Annotated in this window: 25 protein-coding genes; 13 read left to right on the plus strand and 12 right to left on the minus strand. The window is 73.6% G+C overall.

The window, feature by feature from the left end; all coding sequences use genetic code 11:
- Positions 1-37: 37 nt before the first annotated feature.
- Positions 38-1,084 (plus strand): lactonase family protein, encoded by a 1,047-nt coding sequence (locus AC2RP6_RS33455; RefSeq protein WP_486449576.1) that lies wholly within the window; start codon positions 38-40, stop codon positions 1,082-1,084.
- A gap of 95 nt (positions 1,085-1,179) precedes the next feature.
- Here the strand turns inward: AC2RP6_RS33455 and AC2RP6_RS33460 are convergent, their stop codons facing one another.
- From AC2RP6_RS33460 to AC2RP6_RS33470, 3 genes are all read right to left on the minus strand, one after another.
- On the minus strand, positions 1,180-2,094 hold the full coding sequence (locus tag AC2RP6_RS33460) for a sirohydrochlorin chelatase (protein ID WP_486449577.1): 915 nt from the start codon (positions 2,092-2,094) through the stop codon (positions 1,180-1,182).
- Between the two features lie 96 nt (positions 2,095-2,190).
- A complete protein-coding gene (locus AC2RP6_RS33465; protein ID WP_486449578.1) occupies positions 2,191-2,877 on the minus strand; it encodes a uracil-DNA glycosylase in 687 nt (228 codons plus the stop codon).
- An 11-nt stretch (positions 2,878-2,888) separates the two neighbouring features.
- Positions 2,889-3,980 (minus strand): WD40/YVTN/BNR-like repeat-containing protein, encoded by a 1,092-nt coding sequence (locus AC2RP6_RS33470; protein WP_486449579.1) that lies wholly within the window; start codon positions 3,978-3,980, stop codon positions 2,889-2,891.
- Positions 3,981-4,203: 223 nt separating this feature from the next.
- On the opposite strand from AC2RP6_RS33470, the gene AC2RP6_RS33475 reads away from it, so the two are divergent.
- The 3 genes from AC2RP6_RS33475 (at position 4,204) to AC2RP6_RS33485 (ending at position 7,217) form a co-directional block, all read left to right on the plus strand.
- Positions 4,204-5,547, plus strand: coding sequence for a wax ester/triacylglycerol synthase family O-acyltransferase (locus AC2RP6_RS33475; protein WP_486449580.1), 1,344 nt, complete (start codon positions 4,204-4,206; stop codon positions 5,545-5,547).
- Between the two features lie 79 nt (positions 5,548-5,626).
- Positions 5,627-6,736, plus strand: coding sequence for an NADH:flavin oxidoreductase/NADH oxidase (locus tag AC2RP6_RS33480; RefSeq protein WP_486449581.1), 1,110 nt, complete (start codon positions 5,627-5,629; stop codon positions 6,734-6,736).
- Positions 6,737-6,869: 133 nt separating this feature from the next.
- Positions 6,870-7,217 (plus strand): ArsR/SmtB family transcription factor, encoded by a 348-nt coding sequence (locus tag AC2RP6_RS33485; protein WP_486449582.1) that lies wholly within the window; start codon positions 6,870-6,872, stop codon positions 7,215-7,217.
- Positions 7,218-7,259: 42 nt separating this feature from the next.
- Here AC2RP6_RS33485 and AC2RP6_RS33490 read toward each other — a convergent pair whose 3' ends face one another.
- The 3 genes from AC2RP6_RS33490 to AC2RP6_RS33500 all read right to left on the minus strand — a co-directional run bounded on the left by AC2RP6_RS33490 (position 7,260) and on the right by AC2RP6_RS33500 (position 10,944).
- Positions 7,260-8,702 carry an SDR family NAD(P)-dependent oxidoreductase gene (locus AC2RP6_RS33490; RefSeq protein WP_486449583.1) on the minus strand — a complete coding sequence of 481 codons (1,443 nt, stop codon included), beginning with the start codon at positions 8,700-8,702 and terminating at the stop codon, positions 7,260-7,262.
- A gap of 99 nt (positions 8,703-8,801) precedes the next feature.
- Positions 8,802-10,166, minus strand: a complete 1,365-nt coding sequence (locus AC2RP6_RS33495) for an FAD-dependent oxidoreductase (RefSeq protein WP_486449584.1) — start codon at positions 10,164-10,166, stop codon at positions 8,802-8,804.
- A gap of 52 nt (positions 10,167-10,218) precedes the next feature.
- On the minus strand, positions 10,219-10,944 hold the full coding sequence (locus tag AC2RP6_RS33500; RefSeq protein WP_486450539.1) for a DUF305 domain-containing protein: 726 nt from the start codon (positions 10,942-10,944) through the stop codon (positions 10,219-10,221).
- Between the two features lie 69 nt (positions 10,945-11,013).
- Here AC2RP6_RS33500 and AC2RP6_RS33505 point away from each other — a divergent pair, with 69 nt between their 5' ends.
- Positions 11,014-12,510, plus strand: a complete 1,497-nt coding sequence (locus tag AC2RP6_RS33505) for an LVIVD repeat-containing protein (RefSeq protein ID WP_486449585.1) — start codon at positions 11,014-11,016, stop codon at positions 12,508-12,510.
- Between the two features lie 11 nt (positions 12,511-12,521).
- Here the strand turns inward: AC2RP6_RS33505 and AC2RP6_RS33510 are convergent, their stop codons facing one another.
- From AC2RP6_RS33510 to AC2RP6_RS33525, 4 genes are all read right to left on the minus strand, one after another.
- Positions 12,522-13,151, minus strand: coding sequence for a TetR/AcrR family transcriptional regulator (locus AC2RP6_RS33510; RefSeq protein ID WP_486449586.1), 630 nt, complete (start codon positions 13,149-13,151; stop codon positions 12,522-12,524).
- 102 nt (positions 13,152-13,253) lie between these two features.
- A complete protein-coding gene (locus AC2RP6_RS33515) occupies positions 13,254-13,901 on the minus strand; it encodes a phosphatase PAP2 family protein (RefSeq protein ID WP_486449587.1) in 648 nt (215 codons plus the stop codon).
- Between the two features lie 46 nt (positions 13,902-13,947).
- Positions 13,948-14,886, minus strand: coding sequence for a M56 family metallopeptidase (locus AC2RP6_RS33520; RefSeq protein WP_486449588.1), 939 nt, complete (start codon positions 14,884-14,886; stop codon positions 13,948-13,950).
- An 84-nt stretch (positions 14,887-14,970) separates the two neighbouring features.
- Positions 14,971-15,537, minus strand: coding sequence for a DUF5134 domain-containing protein (locus AC2RP6_RS33525; RefSeq protein ID WP_486449589.1), 567 nt, complete (start codon positions 15,535-15,537; stop codon positions 14,971-14,973).
- A gap of 130 nt (positions 15,538-15,667) precedes the next feature.
- On the opposite strand from AC2RP6_RS33525, the gene AC2RP6_RS33530 reads away from it, so the two are divergent.
- Complete coding sequence (locus AC2RP6_RS33530; protein ID WP_486449590.1) at positions 15,668-16,207, plus strand: GNAT family N-acetyltransferase; 540 nt, start codon at positions 15,668-15,670, stop codon at positions 16,205-16,207.
- A gap of 11 nt (positions 16,208-16,218) precedes the next feature.
- On the opposite strand, the gene AC2RP6_RS33535 is transcribed toward AC2RP6_RS33530, so the two are convergent.
- Positions 16,219-16,911: a glycerophosphodiester phosphodiesterase gene (locus AC2RP6_RS33535; RefSeq protein ID WP_486449591.1), complete on the minus strand. Its 693-nt coding sequence runs from the start codon at positions 16,909-16,911 to the stop codon at positions 16,219-16,221.
- 191 nt (positions 16,912-17,102) lie between these two features.
- On the minus strand, positions 17,103-17,747 hold the full coding sequence (locus AC2RP6_RS33540; RefSeq protein ID WP_486449592.1) for a PadR family transcriptional regulator: 645 nt from the start codon (positions 17,745-17,747) through the stop codon (positions 17,103-17,105).
- A 49-nt stretch (positions 17,748-17,796) separates the two neighbouring features.
- Here AC2RP6_RS33540 and AC2RP6_RS33545 point away from each other — a divergent pair, with 49 nt between their 5' ends.
- The 7 genes from AC2RP6_RS33545 (at position 17,797) to AC2RP6_RS33575 (ending at position 24,516) form a co-directional block, all read left to right on the plus strand.
- Complete coding sequence (locus AC2RP6_RS33545) at positions 17,797-18,918, plus strand: LLM class flavin-dependent oxidoreductase (RefSeq protein ID WP_486449593.1); 1,122 nt, start codon at positions 17,797-17,799, stop codon at positions 18,916-18,918.
- Positions 18,918-19,976, plus strand: coding sequence for an alpha/beta hydrolase (locus AC2RP6_RS33550; RefSeq protein ID WP_486449594.1), 1,059 nt, complete (start codon positions 18,918-18,920; stop codon positions 19,974-19,976). The genes AC2RP6_RS33545 and AC2RP6_RS33550 overlap by 1 nt, the downstream gene beginning before the upstream one ends.
- 81 nt (positions 19,977-20,057) lie before the next feature.
- Entirely contained in the window at positions 20,058-21,464 is a 1,407-nt protein-coding gene (locus AC2RP6_RS33555) for a DUF6421 family protein (RefSeq protein WP_486449595.1), read from the plus strand.
- Between the two features lie 26 nt (positions 21,465-21,490).
- A complete protein-coding gene (locus AC2RP6_RS33560; RefSeq protein WP_486449596.1) occupies positions 21,491-22,252 on the plus strand; it encodes an SDR family NAD(P)-dependent oxidoreductase in 762 nt (253 codons plus the stop codon).
- Positions 22,249-23,310 (plus strand): threonine aldolase family protein, encoded by a 1,062-nt coding sequence (locus AC2RP6_RS33565; RefSeq protein ID WP_486449597.1) that lies wholly within the window; start codon positions 22,249-22,251, stop codon positions 23,308-23,310. Before AC2RP6_RS33560 ends, AC2RP6_RS33565 begins: the two co-directional genes overlap by 4 nt.
- Before the next feature lie 96 nt (positions 23,311-23,406).
- Complete coding sequence (locus tag AC2RP6_RS33570; protein ID WP_486450540.1) at positions 23,407-24,006, plus strand: transglutaminase-like domain-containing protein; 600 nt, start codon at positions 23,407-23,409, stop codon at positions 24,004-24,006.
- A 111-nt stretch (positions 24,007-24,117) separates the two neighbouring features.
- Entirely contained in the window at positions 24,118-24,516 is a 399-nt protein-coding gene (locus AC2RP6_RS33575) for a hypothetical protein (protein ID WP_486449598.1), read from the plus strand.
- Positions 24,517-24,563 lie beyond the last annotated feature (47 nt).

Here is a 24,563-nt window from a genome sequence, read left to right on the forward strand (position 1 = left end):
GCGGTGAGAGGGGTTTCCTGTGGGCGGCGCTGACAGCATGGACCGAAGCGGCGAACACCGGGCCTACATCGGCTCCTTCACCTCGGGGGGCGGCCGCGGTGTGACCATCGCGACCGTGGATCCGAAGACCGGGGCGCTGACCCCGCTCTCGGTCACCACCGCCGAGGATCCGTCGTACCTCGCGCTCGCCCGGGACACCGGCGTGCTCTACGCGGTGAGCGAGACCGACCGGGGCGAGGTCACGGCGTTCCGGCCCACGGCCGGGGGCCTCGCCCCGCTGGGCGCCCCCGTGCGCGTCGGCGGCTCCGGGCCGACCCACGTCAGCGTCGCCGGCCGCCGCCTGTTCACCGCCCACTACACCTCGGGCAGCGTCAGCAGCCTCGCGCTGGCCGCCGACGGCAGCCCGGGCGGGCCGGCCCGCGTCCTGGCGCACCGGGGCTCCGGCCCCGACACCGCACGGCAGGCGGGTCCGCACGCCCACCAGGTGCTGCCCGACCCCACCGGCCGCTGGGTGCTCAGCGTGGACCTCGGCACCGACTCGGTACGCGTGTGCGTGCCCGACGCCGCCACGGGCGAGCTGCGGGTGCACGCCGAGACGCCGCTGCGCGCCGGGACCGGGCCCCGTCACCTGGCCTTCCATCCCGGGGGCGACACCGTCCACGTCCTGCACGAGCTGGAGCCGCAGGTGACCGTCTGCCGCTGGAACGGCGCATCGGGGCGACTGGAACCGGTCGGCGAGGTTCCGATCGTCTCCTCGGGCGGCTCAGGCGCCGTACGGGCGTACCCCTCGGCGGTCGTGCCCTCGCCCGACGGGCGGTTCGTCTGGGCGGCCGTCCGCGGAGCCGATGTGATCGTGACCCTGTCGCTCGCCGACGGGCCCCGCAAGCCCCGGCTCACCGGCGCAGTGGACTGCGGTGGCGCATGGCCGCGCGACCTCGCGGCGAACGCCGCGGGAAACCGCCTCTACGCGGCCAACGAGCACTCGGGCGACGTCACGTGGTTCGACGTGGACCCGCTGACCGGCCAGCCGCACCGGGCGGGCTCGATGCCCGCGCCCGCCGCCTCCTGCGTGGTCCTCGCCTGATCCCGGGGAGGGACGACCCGGGCCCGGACGACGCGAAGGCCCCCGCCCACCGGGGAAACCGGGGGTCGGGGGCCTTCGCGACGACAACGGGCGGATCAGTGCGCAGGGGTGCCCTGGGGGATCCCCAGCGCCGCCGTGTACTGCGCGACGGCCAGCTTGCCGAGGGCCGGGTAGGCGCCGAGCACCTCGGCGGTGGCGCAGTCCGCCTCCTTGCAGGCGGTGTCCAGCAGCCCGTCCGCGGCCTCCGGACCGATCAGGTAAGGAGCCAGCGCGAGCTGCGTGGAGCCCTCGCGGCGCAGCTGTTCGGCGACCGCGGCCACCGAGCCCTCCTGGTCGAGCGCCGCGGCCTGGACGGGCACGGCGAGCCGGGCGGCGAGCAGCATGCCCGTGATCCCGGCGGCCTGGACGGCCTCCTCGCCACCCGTGGTGGCCAGGACGATGCCGTCGGCGGCGGTGGTCACGGTGAAGAGGCGGGCGCGGTCGGCGCGGGCCAGACCGGCCTCGGACAGCCGCACGTGCAGGCCCTCGGCCAGCAGCGGGTGCGGGCCGAGGACGTCGGCCAGTTCGGCGGCGGCGGAGGAGTCCATCAGCGCCTGGCGCATCCGGCGCAGCAGGTCGCTGTCCGGGCCGGCCAGCAGCGGGACGACCACGGCGTCCGGGCCGGTCTGCTCGGGCACCTCGTGGCCGGCGGCGCGCGCGAACTCCGCGCGCGCGGTCCGGTCGGCCGCGACGGCGCTCAGCACGCCGGACAGGGACGGGAACTCGGAGGCGTCGTCACCCTCGAGGAAACCGATGCGGGCGTCGAGGCCCGGCAGCTCGGAGCGGCCGATGCTGATGATCTCTTCCGCCAGCCCCCGCGAGGCGGCCGAGGGCGCACCGGGCACGGCGAGCACCAGCGCGGGCGCGCCCTCGGGCGCCGCCGCGGGCTCGGGCCGGCGGTGCCGTCCGGTCGGGCGGGGTCGCGGCATTCGTACGGGCAGGCCATTTGCGGGGCCAGTGGGGGAGCTCATGGCGCCGCATGCTACTGGCTTATCGGAACAAGGTGTTCGGGCAGGGCCTTCTCGTGCCGCATCTGTCCGTATTTATCCGCTGAATTGCAGATACGATCAACTGACGGACGGCAAGCGCCAGTCCACAGGCTGTGCACCCTGGCCCACCAGCAGCTCGTTCGTCCTGCTGAACGGCCGCGAGCCGAAGAAGCCGTAGTCCGCCGACTTGGGGGAGGGGTGCGAGGACTCCACCACCGGCAGCTCGCCGAGCAGCGGGCGCAGGTTGCGGGCCGCCCGTCCCCACAGGATGGACACCAGCGGCTTGCCGCGCGCCGCCAGGGCCCGGATCGCCTGGTCGGTGACCGCCTCCCAGCCCTTGCCCTGGTGCGCGTTCGAACGGCGGGGCGCCGTCGTGAGCGAACGGTTGAGCAGCAGCACGCCCTGCCGGGTCCACGGGGTGAGGTCGCCGTTGGCGGGCCGCCCGGTGCCTATGTCCCGGTGCATCTCCAGGAAGATGTTGTCCAGGCTCGGCGGCACCGGCCGTACGTCAGGTGCCACCGAGAAGGACAGGCCCACCGCGTGCCCCGGGGTGGGGTACGGATCCTGGCCGACGATGAGGACCTTGACCTCGTCGAAGGGCTGCTGGAAGGCGCGCAGCACATGCGCCCCGGCGGGGACGTACGTCCTCCCCGCCGCGATCTCGGCCCGCAGGAAGTCGCCCATCGCGGCGATCTGCGTCGCAACCGGCTCCAGAGCACGGGCCCAGCCCGGCTCGACGATCTCGTTCAACGGTCGTGCTGCCACGGTGGATCAGTCTACTGGCCGATCGTCGCCGCCCGCACACACAGGACGTCCGGCAGGTGCTCGGCGAGCAACTGCCAGCTGTCGCCGTCGTCGTGGCTGGCGTACAGCTCGCCGTTGCGGTTGCCGAAGTAGACGCCCGCCGGGTCCGCGTCGTCCGTGCAGAGCGCGTCCCGCAGCACCGTGCCGTAGTGGTCGGCGTCCGGCAGTCCGCGCGTCAGGGGCTCCCAGGTGGCGCCCGCGTCCCGGGTGCGGAAGACCCGGCACCGGTGTTCGGCCGGGACCCGGTCGGAGTCGGCGTTCAGCGGGAAGACGTACGCGGTGTCCGGCCGGTGCGGATGGGCCGCCACCGCGAAGCCGAAGTCGGAGGGCAGCCCGCCGCCGATGTCGGTCCAGCGGGTCCCCGCGTCGTCGCTGCGGTAGACGCCCCAGTGGTTCTGCAGGTACAGCCGGTCCGTGTCGCCGGCGTCCTGGGCGATCTTGTGCACGCACTGGCCGAACTCGGGGTTCGGGTCCGGCAGGAACACCGCCGAGACCCCCTGGTTGGACGGCTCCCAGCTGGCCCCGCCGTCCTTGGTCCGGAACACCCCGGCCGTGGAGACGGCCACCGTCACCGCGTCCGGGTCGCCGGGAGTGGTGATCACGGTGTGCAGGCCCTCGCCGCCGCCGCCCGGCTGCCACTTGCCGCGGCTCGGGTGCTCCCACAGCGGGCGGACCAGCTCGAAGGACTCGCCCCGGTCCGTCGAACGGAACAGCGCCGCCGGCTCCGTGCCCGCGTACACCACGTCGGGGGCCTCCGCCCCGGCCGGCTGGAGCTGCCAGACCCGCTCCAGCGAGGCGCCGGTGTCTTGGGGGAACTTCACGGCGGCCCTGGCCGGTTCCCGCCAGGTCGCCCCCAGGTCGTCGGAGCTGAAGACGGACGGTCCCCAGTGGGCGCTGTCCCCGCCGACCAGCAGCCGCGGGGCCGGCCCCCGCCGGTCGACGGCGACCGCGTAGACGGCCTGGGCGTTGAAGTGGGGCCCGCCGAACTCCCACGGCCCGTCGCCGCGGCGACGGCCGATGAACAGTCCCTTGCGGGTTCCCACGAGCAGCAGTACCTCGGCCATGGCCGGCACCTCCGGGCTTTCTCGGCGGGCAGGATCGTCCTTCTCGCAGCGTCTTTCCGGCCAGTCTGCACCCGCCCACCGACAGGGGCCCGGTGAACGCGGCGCAGCTCACTTCGGATGATCTATACCGATCATTTACCGCCGGGAAATGATTGCGCCTTGCATAGGGGTGTTCGCGATGGGTTGACTTCAAGCCACTGCAGCCGCACGTGAGAGGACGTATGTGGCCACCGAGCACCTGTCTCCGCTCGATCTCGCCTTCTGGCGGATGGAATCCGCCGACCACCCCATGCACCTGGGAGCCCTCGCCGTCTTCCGCACCGCCGGGCACCCCGGTCCGGGCGACGGGCACGCCGCCGCCGAGCGGGCCGCCGCCCTCCTGGCCGCGCGCTGCGCCGCCGTGCCGGGCCTGCGCCGCCGGATCCGGGACGTCCTGCTGCCGCTCGGCGCCGCCGCCTGGTCGCCGGACCCCGGCTTCGACCCGGCGCGGCACGTCTTCCTCGTCCGCACGGACCGCACCTGCGTGCACGAGGCCGCCGGCCCGCTGATGGCCCGGCCGCTGGACCGGGAACTGCCACCGTGGGAGGCGCACGTCCTGGCCGGGCCCGATCCGGACACCTTCGCCGTGCTCTTCAAGTTCCACCACGCCCTCGCCGACGGCCTGGGCGCCCTCGCCCTCGCGGCCGCGCTGTTCGACGGGGTCCCGGAGCCGCGGGCGCCCGCCCGCCCCGTCCCCGGCCAGCGGGCCGGCACCGTCCTGAGCCGGCTCCCCGGCGCACTGGCCGCCCGGGTCCAGGGCGTCGGCCAGGCCCTGGAGATCGGCGCCGCCGTGGCCCGCGGCGGCCTGCCGCTCGGGGTCCCGGCCGCACTGACGGCCGACCCCGTCGGCGCGGGCACCCGTACCGTCGCCGGACTCGCCCTCGACCTGGACGAGGTCAACCTCATCCGCAAGGGAGCCGGCGGCACCGTCAACGACGTGCTGATCACCCTGGTCGCGGGCGCCCTGCGGCGCTGGCTCGCACAACGCGGGGACCCCGAACCCCTGGGGGCCGGACCGCGGGCCCTGATCCCGGTGTCCCGCCGCCGAGGACCCCGCGGGTCGGAGGGTGCCGGGAACCGCCTCTCCGGCTACCTGCTCCGGCTGCCGCTCGCCGAGCCCGACGCGCTGCGCCGGCTGGACCACGTGCGCGCCGGCATGGACCGCAACAAGGACGCCGGGCCCGCCCGGGGCGCGGGGGCCGTCGCCCTCCTCGCGGACCACGTCCACCCGCTCGGCCACCGGCTCGGCGGGCCCCTCGTCGCCCATGCGGCCCGGTTGCTCTACGACATCCTCGTCACCAGCGTCCCGCTGCCCGGGCTCACCTTCTCCCTCGGTGGCAGCCGGGTCCACGAGGTCTACCCGTTCGCCCCGCTGGCCCGCGGCCAGTCCCTCGCGGTCGCGGTCTCCACGTACAAGGGGACGGTCCACTACGGACTGGTCGCCGACGCCGCCGCCGTTCCGGACCTGGCGGCGCTGGCCGGGGCGCTGCGCGCGGAGCTCGACGCACTTGTACGAGAGGTCTCGTAGTACGACGGGGTTCGTAGTATGGTGATCCTCGTACTTAGCCGCCGATCCCGGCGCGCCCGGTGACCTCTGGAGAGCCCCGATGAGTGCTGCCCCCGCCGTACCCGCCGCCTTCGCCGCCCTGTTCGAGCCGTACGCCCTGCGATCGGTCACCGTGCCCAACCGGGTGTGGATGGCCGCGATGTGCCAGTACAGCGCCGAGGCCTTCGGGCCGAACGCCGGCGTGGCCCACGACTGGCACTTCGCCCACTACGCGGCCCGCGCGGTCGGCGGCACCGGCCTGATCATCCAGGAGGCCACCGCGGTCTCCCCGGAGGGCCGGATCTCCCCCTACGACCTCGGCATCTGGAACGACACCCAGGTCGAGGCCCTCCGCCGGATCACCGGCTTCCTCAAGGCCCGGGGCACCGTCCCGGGCATCCAGATCGCCCACGCCGGGCGCAAGGCGTCCACCGACCGGACCTGGAAGGGCGGCGCACCGGTCGGCGCCGACGCCCACGGATGGCAGCCGGTCGCCCCCAGCGCCGTGCCGTTCGCCGAGGGCCACCCGGTCCCGTCCGAGCTGACGGTCGCCGAGATCGCCGAGATCACCGGCCAGTTCGCGGCCGCCGCGCGGCGCGCGCTCGCCGCCGGCTACGAGGTCGTCGAGATCCACGGCGCCCACGGCTACCTCATCGGCGAGTTCCTCTCCCCGCACAGCAACCGGCGCACCGACTCCTACGGCGGCTCCTTCGAGAACCGGACCCGCTTCGCCCTGGAGGTCGTGGACGCCGTCCGGGCCGTGTGGCCCGAGGAACTCCCGCTGTTCTTCCGGATCTCCGCCACCGACTGGCTGGAGGCGGACGGCTGGACCGCCGACGAGACCGTACGCCTGGCCGGGCTGCTCGAGGAGCACGGCGTGGACCTGCTCGACGTCTCCACCGGCGGCCTCGCCCCGGGGGTGGACATCCCGGTCGGCCCGGGCTACCAGGTGCCGTTCGCCGCCCGGGTGAAGAACGAGACGACCCTCCCCGTGGCCGCCGTCGGCCTGATCACGGAACCTGAGCAGGCCGAGAAGATCCTGGCGAACGGCGAGGCCGACGCGGTGCTGCTGGGCCGCGAGCTGCTGCGCGACCCGTACTGGGCCCGCCGCGCGGCCGAGGAGCTGGGCGCGGAGGTCCGTACGCCCGAGCAGTACCACCGGTCCTGGTGACGGCGGTGCGGCCGGGGCCCGGAGCCGCGGCCGCACCCGCCCGTTTCCGCCGATTTCCCCGACCTTCCTGCCTCCTTCGACAGCTCTCGTACCATGGGGGCCCGGACCCAAGCCGACTGAGTGGAGCAGGGACATGACGGATCGGGACACCTCCCGCACCCTGGCCCACCCGGAGGCGGCCGAGATCCGCCTGGAAGGGGTGCTGCACGCCCTCTCGGACCCGGTGCGGCTCTCCATCGTCCTGGACCTGGCCGGCTCGGCGGACGACCTGGCCTGCTCGCACTTCGACCTGCCGGTCACCAAGTCCACGACCACCCACCACTTCCGCGTCCTGCGGGAGAGCGGCGTCGTACGCCAGGCCTACCGGGGCACCACGAAGCTCAACGCCCTGCGCCGGGAGGACCTGGAGGAGCTCTTCCCCGGCCTCCTCGACAGCGTCCTGACGGCGGCCGCGGCCGAGGCCTCACGGCTCACGCCCTGACGTCCGCCGCGGGCGGCCGGCGGGCCCGGGGGACCGGCAGGGCTACCAGGCGGCAGGGCGGTAGTCCTTGAGGAACACCGCGTGCACGGGCCGGCCCGCCTCGCCCTCGCGGATCGGGTGGTAGATGCGTGCCGCGCCGTCGACGACGTCCAGCGGCGGCCTCCAGCCGGTCGCCGCGTGTCGTGCGCGGGCCGCCGCGGGCTTCTCGTCCGTGACCCATCCGGTGTCGACCGAGCAGCAGTGGATGCCGCGTGCGGCGAGAGCGGACGCGCTGGTGCGGGTGAGCATGTTCAGGGCGGCCTTGGCCATGTTGGTGTGCGGGTGGTCGGGCGACTTGTTGGGCGCTCCGAACTGGCCCTCCACGGCGGAGACGTTGATCAGGTAGCGGGTGGGGTGCGGCGAGGCCTCGATCAGTGGCATCAGCCGGTCGGCGAGGAGGAACGGCGCGACAGCGTTGACGAGTTGCACCTCGATCAGCTCGGCGGCGCCGATCTGGCCGAGCTGAAGCGTCCAGGAGTTCACCGGGGCGCCGTCCGGCAGGAGGCCGGCCGCGTCCACCGCGCCGCCGATGCCCTCGGGCACACCGGGGGCGGTCGGGGCCGCCGGGCCGCCCGTGGCGAGGGCCGGGCGCGCGCTGCCGGGCACCACGAACCCCGGGGCCGCCCAGTGCCGGACGGCGGGCAGCCCGGCCGCGGCCCCACCAGTGGCAGCGGCCTCACCGCTGGCCAGGGCCGCGTACGCCCCGGGGGCGCGGCGCAGGGTCTGGGCCGCGTTGTTGACGAGGATGTCCAGCGGGCGGGCCCCGGCCAGCTCCCGGTCGGTGAAGGCCAGCACCTGACGCGGGTCGCGCAGGTCCAACGCCGCTATGGACAGCCGGTTCCACCACCGGTCCCGGTCCGGGGCCGCGGCGAAACGGGCGGCGGCATCGCGGGGGAACCGGGTGGTGACGGTCAGATCGGCGCCGTCACGGAGCAGCATCAGGGCCAGCTCGTGCCCGATCTTCACGCGGCCCCCGGTGAGCAGCGCGCGGCGGCCGGTCAGGTCGGTGCGTGCGGTGCGCTGTTCGAGGTTGACCTCGGCGCACGGTGTGCACAGCCGGTGGTAGAACGGGTGGACGTCCCGGTACGGGGCCTTGCAGACGTAGCAGCGCTGGCCGCGGCGCAGGACACCCAGGGCGGCCGCCGGCTCGGCACCGTGCGGGGCTCCCGCCAACTGCCGCGGTCCGGTGGACCGGACGGGCAGCGGCGTGTCCATGACCCGGTCGCGGGCCCCGGTGGCGGTGGCGGCGAGGAGCGTGGCGTCGATCTCCCGGTCGCGTACGCGCGCCAGGGCACGGCGGTCGCGGCGGCCGCTCCGGATGAGCTTCTTGGCGGCCCCCTCGATGCGGCGCCGCCGCGCGTCCTGCGCCGGCAGCCGGGCCGCCTGCTCCAGCAGCGCCAGCAGGGTCTCCACGGACTCACTGTCCATCCACGTCTTCGCGTTCACCGTCCCATTTTCGGGGCGCCCCGCCCGCCCCGGCGGCCGGCCCCCGGGCCGCCCCGTTCCCCGCTACGCCCCCAGAGGCTTGCGGGCGGCCGACACCCGCTACGCCGGGCCGGCGCCGGCCGCGCCCAGCAGGCCCGGCCAGTCGGGGATCTTCACGGAGCGGCGGCCCAGGGAACGCCCCAGGTCGGCCTCGGCCGACTCGATGGCCAGCCAGCCCGGCCACTCCACCGGGCGCAGGCCGGCTGCGCGCAGGGCGTCCAGCGGGTCCCCGGGCAGCTCCCGCCGGGCCAGCGCTCCCGCGTCCTGGAGCAGCGAGGACGCGGTCTCCTTCGCGCAGGGGCGGTTCGTGCCGATCACCCCGGTCGGGCCGCGCTTGATCCAGCCCGCCACGTACTCCCCGACCGAGGCCCGGCCCGCCCGCAGCACCCGGCCGGCCGCGTGCGGGACCGTGCCCTTTTCCGGGTCGAAGGGCAGCCCGGCCGGCGGCAGGCCCCTGTAGCCCACCGAGCGCAGCACCAGCCGCGCCCCGACGTCCTCGTGGATCCCCGTCCCGGTCACCCCGCCCCGGCCGTCGGGGGCGGTCCGCTCGAAGCGCACCGCCGCGACCCGCCCGCCGGGCCCGCCGAGGATCTCCACGGGGCGCAGGTAGAACCGCAGCGCGATGCGGCGCGGCCCCCCGGCCGGGGCCTGTCCGGCCCAGCCGCGCAGCACCTCCAGGTTGCGCCGCGCCACCGCGGGCAGCGCGGCGGCCGCGGCCGGATCGGCGTACAGGGGGTCCAGCGTCAGCTCGGCCGGGTCCACCCGGGCGTCCACGCCCGGCAGCGTGCCCAGTTCGCGCAACTCCTTGGTGGTGAACCTGCCCTGCGAGGGCCCGCGCCGGGCCACCATCGACACCTCCCGCAGCCCACTGGACGCGAACGCGCCGAGCGCCGGCTGCGGCATGTCCGTCGGGGCCAGCTCGGCCGGGCCGCGGGCCAGGATCCGGGTCACGTCCACCGCGACGTTGCCCGCCCCGATCACCACCGCCGCATCGACTCCCGACAGGTCGAAGGCCTCGCCGGCGCTGTCCGGGTGCCCGCTGTACCAGGACACGAAGTCCGTCGCGGAACGCACCCCGGCCAGGTCCTCGCCGGGGATCCCCAGCATCCGGTCCCGCGCCGCACCCACGCAGTACACGACCGCGTGGTAGAGCTCCAGCAGCCGGGTCGTGGGCAGGGCGGCCCCGCCGACCTCGACGTGCCCGAGGAAGCGGATCCGCTCGTCCTCCAGCACGGTGCGCAGGCTGCCCTGCAACGACTTGATCTTCTCGTGGTCCGGTGCGACCCCGTAGCGCACGAGGCCGTACGGTGCGGGCAGCCGGTCCAGTACGTCGACCCGCACCCCCGGCACCTCGCGCTGCTGGACCAGCGTCTGGGCCGCGTAGACCCCGCTGGGGCCCGATCCGACGACGGCGACACGAAGCACGGCGGAACTCCTCCCGCAGGTGGTCCCAGCATGACACCGGGCCCCGGTCCCGTCAGCCCATCGCGCGCATCCGGTGGATCTCGGCGCTCTGCGTGGCCACCACCTCGTTGGCCATCTCCTCGACGGCCGGGTCGTTGCCACCGGCGAGCGCCTCGCCCGCCATGGTCAGGGCCCCCTCGTGGTGGGCGGTCATCAGTGTGAGGAAGAGCCGGTCGAAGTCGGCCCCCCTGGCGTCGGTCAGCTCCTTCAGCTGCTGTTCGGTCGCCATGCCCGGCATCGCACCATGGCCCTGGGCACGGCCGTGGTCGTGACCCGCCGAGGGAGCGCCGGAGGACGCGTCCGAGGGGCCGCCGGTGCCGGACGGCGGTGCCGGATGGCGGTCCAACCACTTCTGCATCGCGCCGATTTCGGGCTTCTGTCCGGCCGTGATCCGCTCGGCGAGCCGTTTGACCGGGTCCGCAGAGGCCCGTTCGGGTGCCAGCGCGCTCATCGTCAGCGCCTGCCGGTGGTGTTCGATCATCCGCTGCACGTAGGAGTGGTCGGCGGCGTTCGGGCTGTCGTCGGGTTTGGCCCTGGCGGCCTGTTCGGGGGTGAGGGTGCGTGACTTCTCGCCGGGCCGGCCGGGCGCGACGACCGACGCCCGCCCGTCGTCGGCCCGGTCCGTCCCGTCGTCCTGGCATGCGGGGAGGGTCAGAAGGAGGCCGGCGGTCGCCATCGCCGCGGCCGACCGGAGGGGCCGCACGGTCCGGGCCACACGGCCCCGGAGGTCTTTTGCCATGTCCATGAAGGGAAGATACTGCCGGGGTCCTGGTTCCGTTCCCCTGCGGAAGGAACCGATCGGGCTTCCATGGGAGGCACAGTGACCTCGCTCCACACCAGGAGAGCGCACCGGCGGAGGGTGGGGGTGGTCGCCGCGGCGGCCGGTCTCCTCACCACCCTCCTGGCGGCCGGACCGGCGGCCGCCACCCCCGACCCGGGCGACCTGACCCCTGGCCACGGCAATCATCAGAGCACCGCCCCTCCCGGCGGCGGCGAACTCGCCCCGGGCGACATCCCCGGCCAGGACGAGATCGTGCACAGCGCCAACATCAAACCCTTGGCCAACATCCCTTCCACCGACCCCACCGTGATCAACTCGGACATCGCGTTCCAGGGCAAGTACGCCTACGCGGGCAGCTACAACGGCTTCACGATCTACGACATCGCCAACCCGAAGGCGCCGAAGAAGGTCACCGAGGTGCTCTGCCCCGGCGGGCAGAACGACATCTCCGTCGACGGCGACCTGCTCTTCCTCTCCACCGACTCCTCCCGCAGCGACGACTCCTGCAACAGCGTCTCGCAGCCCGCGACGGAGAAGTCCTCGTGGGAGGGCATCAAGATCTTCGACATCAAGGACAAGAAGAACCCCCGGTACGTCAAGTCCGTCGAGACGGCCTGCGGGTCCCACACCCACACCCTGGTCCCGGGCCGCAAGGACATCTACCTCTACGTCGCCTCCTACTCACCGAGCGAGGCCTTCCCCGACTGCCAACCGCCGCACGACGGCATCTCCGTGGTCAAGGTCCCGAGGAAGACGCCGACGAAGGCAGCGGTCGTGGCCTTCCCGGTCCTCTTCCCGGACGGCGGCAACCCGGGCGCGCCCACCCACCCCGGCGTCTCCAAGACCACCGGCTGCCACGACATCACCGTGCTGCCGTCGAAGGACCTGGCCGCCGGCGCCTGCATGGGCGACGGCATCCTCTTCGACATCAGCCGGCCCGAGCAGCCGCGCGTCATCGACCGGGTCCAGGACAACGTGAACTTCGCGTTCTGGCACTCGGCCACCTTCAACGAGCGGGCGAACAAGGTGGTGTTCACCGACGAGCTCGGCGGCGGTGGCGGCGCCACCTGCAACGAGGCCACCGGCCCCGACCGGGGCGCCGACGGGATCTACGACATCACCGGCCGCGGCGACCAGCGCAAGCTGTCCTTCCGCAGCTACTTCAAGATCCCGCGCCACCAGGCGGACACCGAGAACTGCGTCGCCCACAACGGCTCGCTGGTCCCGGTCGGCGGCGGCCGCGACATCATGGTGCAGGCCTGGTACCAGGGCGGCGTCTCGGTCTGGGAGTTCACCGACTCCGACCGCCCCAAGGAGATCGCCTACTTCGAGCGCGGACCGCTGACGACGGACCGGCTCGGCCTCGGCGGGTCCTGGTCGGCCTACTACTACAACGGCCACATCTACTCGAACGACATCACCAAGGGCCTCGACGTGCTCCGGCTCGACGACCGGCGCACCGACAGCGCCGAACGGGTCCGCATGGACCGGCTCAACGTGCAGACCCAGCCCGAGTACCACTGAACCGCATGAGGTCAGAGGTGTGAGGGAAACGTTCCGCCGGGCGGTCCCCCGTCCGGCGGGACGCCCAGCTCCCACTCCAGCCCGTAGCGCTGGAACAGCTCGGCGCGCAGCCGGACCGCCGGCATCGGGGCCCCGGGCAGCAGCACCGCCACGACCGCGCCCATCAGCAGGGCGCGCAGCAGCGGATAGTCCGCGTCCACGTCCGCCGAGCCGTACCGGGTGACGGTGTCCCGCAGCAGTTCCGCAAGCCGACGCTGCTCCGGGCACTGCACGAAACCGTCGGCCGTGAGGATGCCCGCCATGTGCGTCCGCATCAGCAGGGGTTCGTCCCGGGCCAGTCCCAGGACCGCGTCGACGGCCCGCGCCAGCCGCTCGCGTCCGTCCTCGCTGCGGGGCTCCCGCTCCAGGGCGGCCTGCAGGGTGAGGTGCATCAGCCGGTGCACGGCCGACTGCAGCAACTGCCGTTTGCCCGGGAAGTAGTACGAGACCAGACCGCGCGCCGCGCCGGCCCGGTCGGCGATGTCGCCCAGCGTCGTGGCCTCGTAGCCGCGCTCGGCGACGAGTTCCACCGTGGCCTGCAGCAGCCGCTCCCGGGAACGTCTGCGCAATTCTTCATTGACCGATGCGCTGCGCGGGGACATGCTTACTCCTGCGTTGACTGGCTCGCAGCCAATATACTCAGCGCACGGGGTCGCCTGCTCTGGGTGACACGGGGGATCATCCAGGGCGGGCGCGCCGCATCCTCAAGCCCCGGGCCGCCCGCCACCGCGTCCGCGCCGCTTCGGCACCGACGTCGCCAGGACCACCAGCGCCGCGCCCAGGAGCCAGCCCCCCACGACGTCCGAGAACCAGTGCACGCCCAGGTAGAGCCGGGTGAAGCCGACGCCGACCACCGAGACGCCCGCCACGACCCGGGCGGCCGGGGCCCATCGCGGCGCCGGGCGCGGGACCAGCCACAGCAACATCCCGCACACCACCGTCGCCGTCAGGGCGTGACCGGAGGGATAGGCCGCGAAGTGCGCCGAGTCCACCGGGTCCGACCACACCGGACGTTCCCGGCCCACCGCTGCCTTCAGCCCCTGCTGCACCACCGTCGCCGCCAGCGTGGCCAGCGCCACCCGCAGGGCGCGCTCCCGGTCGCCCCGCCACCACAACAGGACGCAGGCCACCGCGGCCAGCGCCCGCATGGTCCAGGGGTCCCAGACCCAGTCGGACAGCACCCGCATGGACCGCGTGACCCCGTCATGGGCGACGGCGTGGGCGTGCAGGTCCCCGGCGACCCGCTCGTCCCAGGCCAGCAGCGGCTGCCAGGCGGCCACCACCAGGGCGGTCAGCACCGCCCCGAGCACCGCGCAGCCGATCCCCATCCACCGAAAGTGATCGTTCCGCATACCGGGATCCTTGCACCGGATGCGGCCCGCGCCGCGCCGGACACCCCTACGTCAGCGCACTCAGTCCCGGTACGAAGGCCACCAGCAGCGGGATCGCCGGCACCAGTGTGGCCAGCGCCGTCAGCCGCAGCCGGCGGCCCGGCGAGAGCCGGGGAGCGGCCGACAGCAGCCTGCGCACCCGCTGCGGTACGTGCGCCTCCGGCGCCGAGGTTCCCGCGAACACCCCGCGGTCCTCGTTGAGTCCGACGAGCGCCAGCGCGACCGTCAGCCGCCCGAACCGCCGCGAGGCCATGTCGTCGGCGGCCAGCTCCACCAGCCGGTGCATCTCCGCCTCGAACGCGGCGAACACCGGCACCTGCGGGAACCCCCGGGCCAGCGCCCGCGAGCAGTGCAGCAGCCAGTCGTGCCGGGCCGCCGCGTGGCCCTGCTCGTGCGCCATGACGGCGTCCAGCTGGCTTCCCTTCAGCCGGCCGAGCGCCGCCGTCGTGACCACCAGCTGAGGAGCGGCCCCCGGCAGCCACCAGGCATCCGGCCGCGGACCCTCCAGTACGACGAGGCGCGCGCCCGAGGGGTCCTCCCCGGGCAGCAGCGGGGCGCGTTCCAGCAGTTCGCTGCCCTGCGCCCGGCGCCGGGCCCGGGCCCGCAGCACCTCCCCGGCCAGCATCGCCGCGGTCCACAGGCCCCCGCCCGCCAGGAGGAGCGCGGTACCGGCGGCCCAGGGGCCCCCGGACGCGCCCAGGGCGTAGGCGTCCACCACCCCGTGCGGAGCCACGGCGAAGAGCCGGCCCCGGACCGCCTGCCAGGCCGCCGCGGCGCTCAGCAGCATGGACAGTGCGAAGCACAGCAGCACTGCCGCGACGACGCACTGCCACACCCACAGGGCCACGACCGGTTCGCGTTCGGGCCAGCGGGCCCGGGCCAGCAGACGGGGAGCGAGCACCGCGGTCAGGGCGCCGAGCAGCAGGAGAACGGCGGGGACCATCATGGCCACCAGCCTATGAGCGAGGGGCTACCTGCGGGTATGAGACGGCGGCATTGGTGACGCAGGACACGTCCGCCCGCAGCGCCGTCACATCGACAGCAGCATCGCCAACATCCCCATGGCCATGGCGAGTCGGCAGGCCCTGATCAGCTCCGCGGGCGCGGCTCTCGGGGTGCGTGCGGCAGTGGTGCGCACCGCGCCTGCGGTGTGCACGGGAGCCGGGCCGCCCGCGGTGATCAGCCGTGTGCCGCCGAGCACCACGTAGCCGGCGTAGTAGAGGAGGAGCGCCCCCGTCAGCAGCGGCGGCCCCGCGCCGTGGCCGTGGCCGGATCCCGCCGCGGCGGTCATGTACACCATCGTCAGCGACCCCACCAGGTGGTGCGCGTGGTGCGCCCCGCCCCGGAGCAGCCACAGGGAGTGCAGGGCCGCCGCGCAGAAGACCGCCCCGAGCACGGGCTGCCGCCACCCGCCGCCCCCCAGGGGCACCCCCATCAGCGCCATGCCGAACCCCATCACCGCCTCGCCGGCGGCGGCACCGCCCCGGCCGTCCCGCCCGCGCACCCGCCGCAGGCAGTACGCACCGCTCACCGCGCACAGGAGCACCAGCAGCCAGGCGGAGACGGAGGCGGACAGGGACGAGGCGGATCCGTGCACGGCGGAACCTCCCGGTTCGTCGGCGTCACGGGGAGAGATGCCCTTCTCGCACGGCGCTCACGCGGCGCCGGGATAGGCTCTGTCTGCCGCCCCCGGCATGTCATATGCCACCGCACCGAACGGAGCGCCCATGTCGACCGCCCAGCCCGCAGCCCTCAGCTTCCGCAGCGCCGTCGAGGCGGACGTACCGGAACTGGTGGCTCTCGTGGAGTCCGCCTACCGCGGGGACGCCAGCCGGGCCGGGTGGACCACCGAGGCCGACTACCTGGAGGGGCAGCGCACCGACCCGGACGGCGTCCGCGCCGTCATCGAGGGCCCGGACGGCGTCCTGCTCGTCGTCGAGCGCGCCGGTGAGCTGGTGGCCTGCTGCCACATCGAACACCGGGGCGACCACGCCTACTTCGGCATGTTCGCCGTCCGCCCGGGGCTCCAGGGCGGCGGCCTCGGCAAGGAGATCCTCGCCGAGGCGGAGCGCCGCGCCCGCGACACCTGGGGCGCCGCCGAGATGCGGATGGCGGTGGTGAACGTACGGGAGGAACTCATCGCCTACTACGTGCGCCGCGGCTACCGGCGCACCGGCGAGCTGAGCCCCTTCCCGTACGACGACGAGCGCTTCGGCATCCCGCTGCGCGACGACCTCGCCTTCGAACTGCTGGTCAAGCCCCTGTAATCCGGAGCCGCTCAGGCGGTGAAGCGGCCCGTGCTGCGGATCTCGGGGAAGCCCGTGGTCACACCGTCCAGTCCGAGTGCCCGCGCCAGCCGCAACTGGTCCAGGGTGTCGACCGCCTGGCCGGTCACCCGCAGGCCGGCCGTGTGGGCCGCCTCCACCAGTTCCAGGGCGATGCGGTGGATGTCCAGGGCGATCGTCGCCGCCCCCGCGGCCCGCGCCCGGTTCACCAAGGCCTCCGTGTCGCCGCCCAGCGGCTCCGCGAACAGCGTGGTCCGCACACCCGGCACCCGGCGGGCCGCCCCGGCGAGCAGCGCGCCGTCGGCGGAGGCGATCTCCACCCGGCCGACCAGGTCGCGGCGCAGGACCAGTTCCGCGAGCGCCGTGGCCGCGCCCTCGTCCCCGACGGCCGCTCGGAGCGGTGAGCGGACCGCGTCCAGCACCTCCTCGAAGACCGGCACGCGCTCGCCCTGACCGGCGTCCAGCGCGCGCAGCTCGGCCAGGGTGAGGTCGGCGACGGCCCCGGAGCCGTCGGTGGTGCGGTCCACCTCGGGGTCGTGCAGGGCGACGAGGACGCCGTCCTTGCTGAGCCGGAGGTCCAGGGCGATGGCGTCCATGCCGGAACGTTCCGCTCGGAGGTACGACCGGAGGGTGTTCTCCGGCTCGACACCCATGACCCCGCGGTGACCGATGGTGAGGAAAGTCAAGGTTCTCTCGCTTCCGTCGACGGCGGCTCCCCGCGCGGTCGCGGTGTCCCGACCGGCCGCGCGCGATGAGGTCGCATGCTAGTGCGCCGGTCGTGGATGCGGACCGTGCGTGCACGGCCCCTCGGAAGCGCCACCGACCGCTTCCCGCCAGGGTCGTGCGCCCCCGGCGGGCCTCCCGCGGCCCTGCCGCGTCACCCGGGCGTGGGCGCGTCCCCAGCCGCTTGACGCCCCTGCGCGGCCCCCGGCGGAGAGACTTCCGAGAGGTCCGCCAACAGCGCCTGGCCCAGCTCCAGTTCGGCCAGGTGCTGCCGCTCGCTCCAGCGCAGCGCGAGGGTGGGGAAGACCCAGTCCGCCACCTCGGCCGCCTGCTCCATCGCCTCCCGTACGGCGGTCAGCTCGCCCCGGGTGCGCTCCAGGTGCTCGCCGACCATCGCCCGCAGCCGCGCCGGTTCGGCCAGGTGGCCGAGCCAGATCCGCAGCAGCAGCCCGTGCTTGAGCACCGGGGGGCCGGCCTCGGCGGTGTCGGCGGCCCAGCGGGACAGCGCCTCGCGCCCGGCCGCGGTGATGGAGTAACGGCGTTTGGCCCGCGCCTCCTCGGGACCCGAGCGCGCGGAGGCGGCGTAACCGAGTTCCTCCAGACGGCGCAGCTCCGCGTAGATCTGGCTGATGGCCGGTGACCAGTAGAAGAAGCGCAGCGAGGAGTCCGCCCACTTCTTCAGCTCGTAGCCGGTGCGCTCGCCGGGGAAGGACAGCAGGCCGAGAACGGCCCACGCGGTCGGCGGGAGGTCCGGGTCCTGCTGCTTCTCTTGCCTCTTCGACGTGTGACTACTAGTCATATTCCGAATTGAAGTAAGACCGGGCACGGGACGCAACCCTGGAGGCACCGTGAAATTCTCCGTGATCTTCGAAGCACAGCTGGCCGACCCGACGGTGGAGCGCGAGCACCGGCTCATCCGCGACTGCGTCGAGCAGGCGGTGTTCGCCGAACGCATGGGATTCGACCGGATCTGGGCCGTGGAGCACCACTCCCTGAAGTGGTACGCCCACATGTCGGCGCCCGAGGTCTTCCTGACCTGGGTCGCGGCCAGGACGCACACCATACGCATCGGGCACGGCGTGGTGTGCATGCCCTTCAACTTCAACCACCCGGTCCGGGTCGCCGAGCGGGCCGCGATGCTCGACCTGCTCTCCGGCGGGCGCCTCGACCTCGGCGCCGGGCGCGGCGGCACCGAGCAGGAGACCTCGCTGTGCGGGGTGGACAAGGAGCGGACCGCGGCGGAGGTCGAGGAGGCCCTGCGGATCATCGGCAGGGCCTGGCAGGAGGAGGAGCTGGAGTACCACGGCGAACTGATCGACATCGATCCGCACCCCATCCTGCCGCGGCCGCGGCAGACCCCGCACCCGCCGCTGTTCCTGGCCTGCAGCCGCGCCGAGACCCTGGTCCAGGCGGCCGAACTGGGCATCGGAGCGCTGGTGATGGGCTTCGCCGGGCCCGCGTCGATCGCGCAGATGCGCTCCGTCTACGACGGCGCGATCGCCGGAAGGGACGGGAGCCGCCTCGTCTCCACGGTCGTCAACGACCACTTCTCCGTGCTCTGCCCGACCATCGTGCTCGACGACGGCGAACGGGCCCGGCGGATCGGCATCCGGGGCCAACGCTTCTTCGCCCAGGCCATCGGCCACTGGTACGGCGGCGCGGGCGTCCCGGACGAGGCCGTCGTCGAGGGCGCCGACGAGGCGGGGGAGATGCGCAGGGCCGCCGAGCAGGTGGTGGCACGGCTGCACGAGCTGGAGATCCCGGTCCGGCCGACCTCGACGGCCACCTTCAACGCCGACCACGCCTACGGGACCGCCGACGACGCCATCGCCTACGTGGAACGGCTCCGGGAGGCCGGGGCCGACGAGATCATGTGCCTGATCCAGATGGGCACCGTGGAGCAGGACGCGTGCATGGAGACCCTGCGCCAGTGGGGCGAGAAGGTCATCCCGCACTTCCGGAGCCGGTGATGGCCGCCGCCCGGGGCGGGGGTGGGAACAGGGACCGGGGCCGGGGCCGGAGCCGGGGCCGGGGCCGGGCCCGGGAGCGCCTCGACCCGGCCGCGGTGCCGTGGGTCGACGCCCTCGCCGCGGCGTTCCCGGACCTCGGCAACGGCGTCACCGACGCCGGCGAGGCCCGGCGGATCCTGGCGGCCGCCTCCCGACCGCCCGCCGGCAGGCCGCGCGTGGGGTCCGTGGCCGACCGATCCGTCCCCGGCCCGCCCGGCGCCCCGCCCGTCCCCGTGCGGATCTACCTGCCCGACCCCGGGCGGTGGCCGGGACCCCGCCCGACGGTCGTGTTCTGCCACGGCGGCGGGTGGGTCCTGTGCGACCTGGACACTCACGACACCACCGCCCGCCACCTGTCGCGGGCGGCCGGCGCGGCCGTGGTCTCGGTGGACTACCGGCGGGCTCCCGAGCACCGCTTCCCGGCGGCCGCGGAGGACGCGTACGCGGCGCTGTGCTGGGCCGGCCGCCACTGGGAGGAGCTGGGCGGGGACCCGGCGGCCCTCGTCGTGGCCGGGGACAGCGCGGGCGGCAACCTGGCGGCCGCCTCGCTGCTGCTCGCGCGCGACCGCGGGGGACCTGCCGTCGCCCTGCAGGCCCTGGTGTATCCCGCCCTGGACGCCGCCCAGGACCGCGCCTCGTACCGCACCGCCGCCGAGGGCTGCTTCCTGACCGCGGGGCACATGCGCTGGTTCTGGGAGCAGTACCTCGGCCCCGGGGGCGACGGCCGGCATCCGCTGGCCTCCCCGCTGCGCGCGGACCTCACCGGGCTGCCGCCCGCCCACCTGGTGGTCGCCGGGTGCGACCCGCTGCGGGACGAGGCCCGCGCGTACCACCGCCGGCTGGTGCGCAGCGGGATCCGGTCGGTCCTGGACGGCCACCCCGGCATGTTCCACGGCTTCCTGGCACTGGCCGGGGTACTGCCACCGGCATGTGAAGCCCTGGCGCGACTGGGCGGAGCTATCAGTTCCACCCTGGCGAACGGGAAGACTTTCGGTGAAGCGGGGGGTGACGCAGGATAATTTCCCGAATTGCCTCTTGAGCGGGACAGCCTCGCACGCATACGCTGTGCGGACGTGAGGTTCTCCTGTGGAGGAAGTGACATGACGGAAACTCTTGTGCCGGGCGTCGGCGGTGCCGTGATATCCGCTGGGGCGCGGGTGGTGGACCACCCGGCGTGGCCCGAGCTCAAGGCCGCCGTGGAGGAGATCCGCCCCTGGCAGGCGGCCGACGGTTCCATCGACTTCGAGGCCGAGGGCGAGCACGCCCGCGCCACCGTCCTCGCCGCGGTCGAGCGCGTGATCGGCGCTGTGGAGACGCTGTCCCCGCTGCTCCCGCACGCCGCCGCCTACCACCGTGCGCTCATCGCCGACCTGCGCAAGTGGGCCGCCGACGACTTCCGCGTGCCGGACTTCCTCGACTCCCTGCTGGCCTTCCACCCGGCCGCCGAGCGCGCCGACGGCCTGCAGCACCTCGTCGTCTTCCCCATGTACACGCAGAACGGCAACCCGGACCGCAACCTCGAGGCCGTCGTCCTGAAGATGGTGTGGCCCGAGTGGCTCTCCGAGCTGGAGCGCACCCGCTACGACAACCCCCTCTTCCTCGGCATCACCTTCGAGGACTTCACCCCCGGCTACGACACGCACTCCGCCGTGCTGTTCCCGGAGACCATCGCCGTGCGCGAGGCCCCCGAGCGCTTCACCTGGGGCGGCATCTTCTGCGACCGGGAGGCCGCCCGCTACCGCAAGGTGACCGCGGCCGCCGTGGACATCCTGGGCATCGACCTGCCCGAGGACATCGCGCGCATGGTCGACGACCAGGAGCGCTGCGAGAAGGCCTTCGTGCTGTGGGACATGGTCCACGACCGCACGCACAGCCACGGCGACCTGCCGTTCGACCCCTTCATGATCAAGCAGCGCCAGCCGTTCTGGATGTACGGCCTGGAGGAGCTGCGCTGCGACCTCACCGCCTTCAAGGAGGCCGTGAAGCTGGAGTCCGAGGGCAACGAGCACGGCCGTGACGTGCAGTACGCCGTTCTCTTCGACCGGATGTTCCGCTTCCCGGTCTCCGGCGACCGCAACCGCAACTACGACGGTCTCGGCGGCCAGCTGCTCTTCGCCTACCTCCACAAGCACGACGTCGTGCGCTGGACGGACAACAAGCTGAAGATCGACTGGATGCGCGCCCCGCAGGTCACCAACCAGCTGTGCGCCGAGATCGAGGACCTCTACCGGGCCGGCATCGACCGCCCGAAGCTGGTCCACTGGCTCAAGGCCTACGAGCTCGTCTCGACCTACCTCGCCCCGCACCCGGGCTCCAAGTGGGCCAAGGCCGCCGAGACGCTCGACCTGACGCAGCCGCCGCGCAAGCTCGTCGACGACGTGCTTCCGGACGAGTTTCCGCTCAGCATGTTCTTTGAGGCGCTCGCCAAGAAGCTCAAGGGCACCATCGCCTCGACCAAGGGCATCACCGCTCTGAACGCAGAGCACGCCGAGCGGGTCGCCGCGTGAGCACTCGCCCACAGGAGGCTGCACAGATGAACGGCTCCGGGAACGGCAACGGAAAGCTGCACGGAGCGGTGGTGGCGGTGGCCGGGGCCGGCGGGCCCGCCGGCCGCGCCGCCCTGCTCCGCCTCGCCGAGGCGGGAGCGACCGTCGTCGCGTCCGACGCCGATCCGGCGCGCCTGGCGGAGGCCGTGGACGCGGCACGCTACGCCCACGGCGGCGCCACCATCACCGGTGACACCGTGGACCTGCTCGACCTGGAGGCCACCAAGGCCTGGGCCGAGCACACCGAGAAGGAGTTCGGCCGGATCGACGGTCTGGTCCACCTCGTCGGCGGCTGGCGCGGCAGCAAGACCTTCACCGACGTCGACCTCGCGGACTGGGCCTTCCTGGAGAAGCTCCTCATCCGCACCGTCCAGCACACCTCCCTCGCCTTCCACGACGGGCTGCTGCGCAGTGACCGCGGCCGCTACGTCCTGGTGAGCCAGTCCGGCGCGCACAAGCCGGTCGCCAACAACGCCGCCTACAACGCGGGCAAGGCGGCCGCCGAGGCCTGGACCCTCGCCATGGCGGACTCCTTCCGCAAGGCGGGGGGTGACGAGGGCCCCGGCGCGGCAGCTGCGATCCTGGTCATCAAGGCACTGGTGCACGACGCGATGCGCGCCGAGCGTCCCAATGCGAAGTTCGCGGGCTTCACCGACGTGAAGGAGCTGGCCGAGGCCATCGCCGGCGTGTGGGAGCAGTCCGCCATCGATGTGAACGGACAGCGTCTGTGGCTCACTCCGCAACCGTGAAGACCGATGCCCGCCGGCACCACGACCCGGCAGTGCGCGGCTTCGCCAGCGACAACTACGCGGGGGTCCATCCGGAGATCCTGGAGGCCCTCGCCCTCGCCAACGGAGGTCACCAGATCTCCTACGGCGAGGACGAGTACACCGAGCACCTGCAGAAGATCATCCGCAGCCACTTCGGGCCGTACGCGGAGGCCTTCCCGGTCTTCAACGGCACCGGCGCGAACGTCACCGCCCTCCAGGCCATGACCGACCGCTGGGGCGCCGTGATCTGCGCCAAGAGCGCCCACATCAACGTGGACGAGGGCGGCGCGCCGGAGCGGATGGCCGGGCTCAAGCTGCTCGCCGTGCCCACCCCGGACGGCAAGCTCACGCCCGAGCTGATCGACCAGGAGGCCTGGGGCTTCGAGGACGAGCACCGCGCGATGCCGCAGGTCGTGTCGATCACCCAGAACACCGAGCTGGGCACGGTCTACACCCCGGACGAGATCAAGGCCATCTGCGACCACGCCCACGGGCTCGGCATGAAGGTCCACCTCGACGGAGCCCGCATAGCCAACGCCGCGGCCTCGCTCGACGTGCCGATGCGCACCTTCACCAACACGGTCGGCGTCGACGTGCTGTCCTACGGCGGCACCAAGAACGGCATGATGTTCGGCGAGGCCATCGTCGTGCTCAACCCGGACGCGGTCCGCCGGATGAAGCACATCCGCAAGATGTCGATGCAGCTCGCCTCGAAGATGCGCTTCGTGTCGGTGCAGCTGGAGGCGCTGCTCGCCAAGGACCTGTGGCTGCGCAACGCCCGCCACGCCAATGAGATGGCGCAGCGGCTCGCCGCCGGGGTCCGTGAGACCGACGGCGTGGAGATCCTCTACCCGGTGCAGGCGAACGCGGTGTTCGCACGGCTGCCGCACGAGGTGTCGCGGCGCCTGCAGAAGCGTTACCGCTTCTACTTCTGGGACGAGGCCGCGGGTGACGTCCGCTGGATGTGCGGCTTCGACACCCAGGTCGAGGACGTGGACGGCTTCCTGCAGGCCCTCAAGGAGGAACTCGCCCGCTAGTTCCCGGACGGCGCAACCGTCCACATCGCTGCATAGTTATGCCGCCCGCCGTAAATTCATTGATTCGCGGTGGGCGGCATGCCTATGCTCCGCGCCATGCAGCTGATCCAGCAGAACCCCGACGTCTTCGCGTACTTGGCCTCGTGCGAAGCCATTGACCACTGGCATCCCCTCGTACTGGATACGGCGGAAACCCTGTGGTCCGCCACCGGCGACGCATACTCATACGCCGAGGCCGCCTTCGAGTTCGTCCGCGACGCCATCCCGCACTCGGCCGACTCCGGGGACCCGCGGGTCGCCTGGCGGGCCTCCGACGTACTGGCGACCCGCAACGGCATCTGCCACGCCAAGTCCCACGCCCTGGCCGCCCTGCTGCGCGCCCAGGGGATCCCGGCCGCGCTGTGCTACCAGCGCCTCGCCGACGACGACGGCTCCCACCCCCTCGTGCACGGCCTGATCGCCCTGCGCCTGCCCGGCGCGGACCGCTGGAGCCGGCTCGACCCGCGCGGCAACGGGCCCGGGGTGGACGCGCGGTTCGATCTCGCCGAGGAACGCCTGGCCTTCCCCGTCCGCCCGGAGCTGGGCGAGGTCGACCACCCCGAGCTGTACGCGGCCCCGCACCCGGCCGTCCTTGCGGCCCTGCGGGAATCCGCCGACCGGCAGGAGCTCTGGCGAAGGCTGCCGGCCGCGCTCTGACAGGTGCCGCTTCCGGATGTCAAGCCACGGAATCCAGGGGCGTGACGGGCGGCCGGGCACGGGGCGTACTGGAGGGGTCCGATCCGCTCGCTCGTTCCGAGGAGAACCACCATGACCCACCCCCTCCGCACGCGCCGCCTGGCCCTCTTCGCGGCCACCACCGCCCTCGCCGCCGGAGCCGTTCTGGTCCCCACCGCCTCGTTCGCCGCCACGCCCGCGACCGCGCACACCGTCGTGGTGGACCGGGACGCGCCGGGCGGGAAGCACCACGGCCAGGGGAAGAAGGACGGCACGTGGGGCAAGGAGCGGCCGGGCAAGGGCGGCCCGGACCACGGCGAGCGCCACCCGGAGGAGCCGAAGTGGCAGTGCATCACCGCCCCGTGCGGTCCCCCCGGCAAGGGCGGACCCAAGCACGGCGAGCACCGCCCGGAGGAGCCGACGTGGCAGTGCATCACCGCGCCGTGCGGCCCTCCCGGCAGCGCCGGGGGCAGCCGGCACCCGCACCACTGAACCCCCTGGGCCCAGGACGTGTCGTCAGGGGCGGCGGTCCGCCCGGG

The organism is Streptomyces sp. WAC03905, assembly GCF_057371075.1.